A 6,218-nucleotide genomic window follows, 5' to 3' on the forward strand; every position below is an offset into this window, starting at 1 on the left:
GAAAAACATGACTTCTCCCGCACTCACCGGAACTCATCTCCGCACTGTTCTCGCTCACGCGCCGACGTCAATCGTCGCATTGGGTTCGCTTGTCGACGGTCAACCGGATGGCATGATCGCAGGTTCTTTTGTCGGCATTAGCCTGGATCCGCCGCTCGTCGGGGTGGCTATCCAAGATACCTCCTCCACGTGGCCACGACTTCGCACGGCCGACGCCGTAGGCATCAGTGTGCTGACCGAAAACCACGCTCACCTAGTTCGCCAACTCGCCGGCCCCAAGGAACACCGATTTGACCGAGTTGGCTGGTTTACGGACGGCGACGCCGTGCACCTTGATCACTGCTGCGCACAGCTGACCACACATGTAGTTGAGGAAATTCCCCTTGGAGACCACATTCTCGCCGTGCTGAAGGTCAACGATGCCACTGAATTCAGCACCACTCGCCCGCTGGTCTTCCACGGCTCCCAGGTAACAACAGTTGCCCCAACTTCTCATTAACAACTGCCCCTACGCTCCCAACCAAAGGACACAACGACCATGTCTGAGCGCCAGACACAACGACAGATCCTCTTCAACGCTTTCGATATGAATTGCGTTGCACACCAATCCCCCGGGCTATGGCGACACCCCGATGATCATGCCCGCGACTACAACACCATCGACTATTGGGTTGAGCTGGCAAAAACATTGGAAAAAGGGCTCTTTGATGGCCTTTTTATCGCTGACGTACTTGGCACTTACGACGTCTATGGCGCGAGCAACGAAGCCACCTTGCGCGCTGGCACGCAGGTTCCTGTCAATGATCCAATTCTGCTCGTCTCCGCGATGGCACAGGCGACCGAGCATCTCGGCTTTGGTATTACTGCCGGTACCGCTTATGAGCACCCTTATCCCTTTGCCCGTCGTCTAGCGACCATCGACCATCTCACAAACGGCCGCGTTGGTTGGAACGTCGTCACCGGTTACCTGCCGTCGGCTGCGCAAAACCTGGGCAATAAAGACCAGCTTCCTCACGATGAGCGCTACGACCGAGCGGATGAGTACCTTGAGGTCGTCTATAAACTTCTCGAGGGGTCGTGGGAAGACGATGCCGTGCAGTACAACAAGGACACTGGTGTTTTCACCGACCCGAGCAAGGTGCACTCTATCAACCACCACGGCAAGTATTTCGATGTTCCCGGCATTGCTATCACGGAACCGAGCACGCAGCGCACGCCGGTGATTTACCAAGCGGGGTCATCGCCGAGAGGGCTGCGCTTTGCGGGAGAAAACGCCGAGGCGGTTTTTATCAACAGCAATACGCCTGCAGCGATGAAGAAGACCGTGGCAAAGATTCGCAGTGCAGCAAAGGCTGCCGGGCGCGACCCGCACGCAATCAAGGTTTTCGCAATGCAGACGATTATCACGGCCGAGACCGAGGCCGAGGCAGTTGCAAAGCTTAAGGAGTATCAGGGGTATACCGACGCAGTTGGCGGGTTGACGCTTATGTCTGGGTGGTCCGGCGTGGACCTGTCACAGTATGACCTCGATGAGCCGATTACCCATATCGAATCCAACGCAATCCAGTCGACTGCAGCCACGATTTCCTCTGGCACAGGCGCAGCTGATGGCGCGTGGACGATCCGTAAACTCGGTGAATGGACAGGGATCGGCGGATTCGGTCCACTGTTGGTCGGCTCGGGTAAGCAGGTCGCTGAGCAGTTAGCTCAGCTGCAGGATGACACGGACGTCGATGGTTTCAATTTGGCCTACGCCATCACACCGGGCACTTTCACGGATATCGTCGACTACGTGGTACCTGAACTGCAAAAACTCAATCGCTATAAGACCGAGTACTCGCCAGGTTCCCTGCGTCACAAGCTATTCGGTGCCGGCGACCGCCTGCCCGAAGAGCATCGCGGGGCGTCCTATCGCCTTGGTGCGCCGGGTTCAACGACCGGAACGCCACGCCCTCGAAACGTCGACGAAGTGCTCGCGGATTTAGAACCAGTTTTCGCAGAGATCGCCGCCACTGCCGCCGAACGCGAAAGCGACCGCAACTTCGACCTCTCCCTGATACAAAAACTCAAGGATGCGGGGTTCACGCGCTTGCGGGTACCGAAAGAATACGGCGGTCTTGGTTTTTCCTTGAGCGACACGTTCCGCGTGTACGTCGCCCTTGCTGCGGCGGATTCCAATATTGCTCAGGGATTGCGTCCGCATTTCCTAGCGGTTGAGTCGATTCTTGCAGCACAGGATGAGGAACTGAAGGAGCGCTGGTTACGGCGCGTTGGCACCGGAGAGGTTGCCATCGGCAACGCTCTGACCGAGGTCAACAATGCTCCGGGCGAGGTGACGACCACGCTGACTCGCCTTGACGACGGAAACTTCGTCCTGAATGGAACCAAGTTCTATAGCACCGGCAGCCTGTACGGTGATGTCATCTACGTCCGTGCCAGGATTAGCGACACTGGAGAAGATGTCTTTGCCTTTGTAGATCGCTGGGCAGATGGTGTGTCGCTTCTAGATGATTGGGACGGCTTCGGCCAGCAACTCTCCGCCTCTGGCACCACCGTCTTCAATCAGGTCGAAGTCCCTGCACAGGACGTGCTCTACCGGAATTATCTCGCTCCAGGAGTTTCACAGGCACTGGCCCAGGCCCATCATTTGGCCACACTTGCCGGTATCGGTGATGCAATTGAGCGCGACATCGCTGGCTACGTCCGCAGTCGTCGTCGCTCTTTTTCCCACGGTAATGCATCTTTGCCGCGCGAAGATGCACAGGTGCAGCAGGTCATTGGTGAGATTGCGGCAAAGGCCTATGCGGCTCGTACCATCCTGGAGGGATTCATCCGAGAATTCGATGCCGCCTATGCGCAGCTTGAGTCCGCAGGAGATGGGCAACGCAATCAGATTTATGCCGATATTGAGATTTCCTCATTCAAAGCCCAGCTGACTATTGCTCCCCTAATCTTGGACGCCGCGACGCAAGCCTTCGAAGTTGGTGGAGCCTCGGCGACACTGAAAACTCATGGGCTGGATCGGCACTGGCGCAATGCGCGTGTCCTTGCGAATCACAACCCGTTGATCTACCGCGCACGCTTGGTCGGCGACGATTTGCTCAATGACGGACACCAAGCGGTTCAATACACAGTCGGCACTGCTGCCTCCTAATCTCCTCTGCACGCCCCCCCTGAGCGCACCGAATTCCCCAGTAAAAACACAGACGAAACACCATGATTTACACATAGTCACTTAATGTATTGTCAGGTTCGGTTGCTACAACTAGAAAGTCGTTTTCAATACGCCGTTTGTAGAGAGTGCTTTTTACCAAAGAGCACCTCCCTATAAGTTGTAGTAAAGGAGAAATCCGGGGTGAATAAACCTTCCCGAATCGTGGGGCTTGATATAGCGCGCTCACTCGCCATCATCGGCATGATTATTGTCCATATGGCCTCACTACTTTGGAGCACAAAGGTTGTGCTCTCTGGCCTACCCTCATCACTGTTCGCCATTATCGCCGGCGCCACAATGATGATTATCGGCCGCAATTACAGCAGCACTACCTTCTTGCGCCTGATCACTCGCGGCGCCTTGATCATTCTCATCGGCCTAGCGCTATTGCCTGTGGGTGGAGAAATTCAGGTGGTCCTCGTCATCATGGGCCTGGTAATGATGCTGGTTTCCTGGATGCCAGCGCTCGGAACCTGGTGGCGAGTCGGCTTCTTCATCACCGCAACCATCGCCGCCACAATCAAGTACGCGCCTATGACGCTGCCGCAGATTTATCCGCTACTCGCGTGGATCGCATATTTCATCGGCGGCATGCTGCTTTACGACGTCTACCTACGCAGTCGCCTGCAAGGCACTTCCACCTCTGAGAACAGCGCCAATGCTCAGTTGAGCTGGATTGTCACCGCTGTCAGTGCTGTCATCACAGCCGTCGGCATGTACTTCCGATTTGATTCCGAGATTGCTGGCTGGCTCCGCTTTACCGGACATACCGGCGTCTTCGGAGAAATCATTCTCTCCGTCGCAGTTGCCGCCATTGTGCTGCATTTGTGCCTGTTCGTAGGCGATTACTTCCCAGCTGTGGTTTACCCATTCGCGGCTATGGGAACAATGTCACTGACCATTTACATCCTGCACGTTCTCACTGCGTTTTATTGGCAGCAGAATGTGGCATTGCATTCCACGTTGTCCGCAGCAGGTTTCATCGTATTCTTCCTCGTCTTTGCAAGCCTCTGGAAGAAATTTGTGGGACAAGGCCCGGCCGAGAAACTCGTTGCCACCGCAATCAAGGCCATTGTTCCTTCTGGGAAAGGGAAATAACCGTGAAGAAAACATCTTTTTCCATCGCAGCAATTGTTAGCAGCACCCTGCTTCTATCTGCGGCGCCAGCTCTTGCATTGGAAAACGGCGAACCCGCACCTGCAAATACTGAAAGCAGTTCTGTGGCCGCGCTGAAGATCGGCAAAGTCGGCAATTTTGGTGACTGCACCGGCACACTGGTTGCCGATCAGTGGGTACTCACAGCACGCCACTGCCTGGAGTCTGTCAACAACGAAGGAACCCAGGCCCGCATCGGCGGGAAGGTCTACAATGCCGACTCCTGGGCGCTGTCTCCCATGTCTGATGCGGGATTGCTTCACTTGACCGAGAAGGTCACTGACGCAACCCCGGCGAAGGTTTCCCGCGATATCCCGGCACCTGGGCAGACGGGAACCCTCTACGGCTGGAGCAGCAGCTCGTCCATGGCACGATCCGGACAGCTCCCGATGACCAAGATGGTTGTCAATGAGCTGCTGGGAGGAGGCCCTACTGAAGGAGCCCCAGGCGAGGCTGCGCCTGGGGCAGCTCAGACCGAGTCGATCCCGGCTGGAACAGAAAGCATCCCAGCCGACGCTGCCATGATGCCAATGATTCAAAGCGCCATCCTGGACGCACATTCAGTCTCTGGCGCGGGTATGCAGGGCGGTGACTCCGGCGGCCCATTCTTCGTCGACGGAAAGCTCGCTGGTCTCGCTACCGCCGGAACCTCCAATGGCGACCCTGACCTACCCTCCCCCAGCGCAGCTATCACTACCCTCGCTGGTACTGCTGACTGGATCGATGACATCACCTCCGGCCGTGACACAGAAAGTGTGCTGACTGCGGAGAACACTCCTGCTCCGCCAAAGACCGTTCAGACCAGCGGTGATCACGTGTGGGCCTACCTCGCCATCGCATGCGCTGGCGTGATTATCGCGGCGGCTGGGTCGCGCATTAGGAATGGATGACAGTAGAACCATCTGACCTCAACCAAGACCACCTCCCAGAAACGAACTGGGTAGGTGGTTTTTGCTGCGAAGGCAGTGAGCTCAACCGGGGCCGAAGCCTCAAAATCTCGCGGTAGCTGACATACAATCGCAACGTATCCCTATGGTTCTAACCCTTTTCTTGGAATCCATGTGGGCCCCCTTCGACGTCTTGATGGATATCGGTTGGATTTCGCTGCTGCTCATCATCGGTAATTTGATGAGACGGTTCCTCCCCCAGTTCCAAAAGCTTCTCATCCCCGCACCGACTACTGCGGGCTTGCTCGGCTTGCGGCTAGGCCCCAACGCTTTGGGAATAATCCAGTTCAGCGAGCATTTCGGCGACTACACGACCATTCTAATCGCGGCATTCTTCGGTGCCCTGCCATTCACAATGGATTTCGATGCCAAGGTGCGCCAGCGCGCGCGAACGATGTGGTCCTATTCCGTGGACATGTACCTGACACAGTGGGGCTTCTTCGCGCTACTTGGCGTGAAATTTTTTGCCCCACTGTTCAATACGCCAGACTGGTGTGGCTATTCGGTGGTGTCGCACTTATCGGTGGGCTAGCCCTGTTGATTCCGCCGATAATCATGCTGAAGAAATCGAAAGCCAGGGCTTCGTAGAAGTTTCCACACCCACCCACATTTGCGACCCCACCGTGGACTGACCAGGCCCGTCTGCCAGCTGTTTTCCAACCGTTTTGCCAGTATTGCGCTCACTTATCGATGCATGATTCACCCATCGATGCGCTCCAGCGTAGCCATAAGTGAATAACTCATCGATATGTGAAACCGAAAGCCAGCAGCGCGTACATGAGCTGAGGCGAATCGACCAGAATCAACCCAGCTACCCCTCAAGCTATGTACCTTCAGGCCAACTAATCGAGCAGCGTCTCACACTGCATTTCTGATGACCGCCCTTCAATGCCCGGTTGTGA

At 56.0% G+C, this 6,218-nt stretch carries 5 protein-coding genes and 1 pseudogene; all 6 read left to right on the forward strand.

Translation table 11 applies throughout. The features are described 5' to 3' along the window. Positions 1-7 precede the first annotated feature (7 nt). On the forward strand, positions 8-499 hold the full coding sequence (locus tag CORAM0001_RS05740; protein ID WP_005510722.1) for a flavin reductase family protein: 492 nt from the start codon (positions 8-10) through the stop codon (positions 497-499). Positions 500-538: 39 nt separating this feature from the next. After that, a pseudogene (locus CORAM0001_RS11505) lies at positions 539-1,936 on the forward strand (LLM class flavin-dependent oxidoreductase); the annotation flags it as partial. Between the two features lie 33 nt (positions 1,937-1,969). After that, positions 1,970-3,154, forward strand: coding sequence for an acyl-CoA dehydrogenase family protein (locus CORAM0001_RS11510; RefSeq protein ID WP_167317510.1), 1,185 nt, complete (start codon positions 1,970-1,972; stop codon positions 3,152-3,154). Positions 3,155-3,355: 201 nt separating this feature from the next. After that, positions 3,356-4,312 carry a DUF418 domain-containing protein gene (locus CORAM0001_RS05750; RefSeq protein ID WP_005510584.1) on the forward strand — a complete coding sequence of 319 codons (957 nt, stop codon included), beginning with the start codon at positions 3,356-3,358 and terminating at the stop codon, positions 4,310-4,312. Between the two features lie 2 nt (positions 4,313-4,314). Then, on the forward strand, positions 4,315-5,259 hold the full coding sequence (locus tag CORAM0001_RS05755) for a trypsin-like serine protease (protein ID WP_005510698.1): 945 nt from the start codon (positions 4,315-4,317) through the stop codon (positions 5,257-5,259). Between the two features lie 142 nt (positions 5,260-5,401). Continuing rightward, entirely contained in the window at positions 5,402-5,848 is a 447-nt protein-coding gene (locus tag CORAM0001_RS05760; RefSeq protein WP_040361323.1) for a sodium/glutamate symporter family protein, read from the forward strand. The last annotated feature ends 370 nt before the right edge of the window (positions 5,849-6,218 follow it).

This window comes from Corynebacterium amycolatum SK46 (assembly GCF_000173655.1).
In the GTDB taxonomy this organism is placed as follows: domain Bacteria; phylum Actinomycetota; class Actinomycetes; order Mycobacteriales; family Mycobacteriaceae; genus Corynebacterium; species Corynebacterium amycolatum_A.

Bases quoted from the DNA above. Each gene is read 5' to 3' on its own strand.
- CORAM0001_RS05740 (WP_005510722.1), top strand. From the start codon at position 8: ATGACTTCTCCCGCACTCACCGGAACTCATCTCCGCACTGTTCTCGCT.
- CORAM0001_RS05760 (WP_040361323.1), top strand. From the start codon at position 5,402: ATGGTTCTAACCCTTTTCTTGGAATCCATGTGGGCCCCCTTCGACGTC.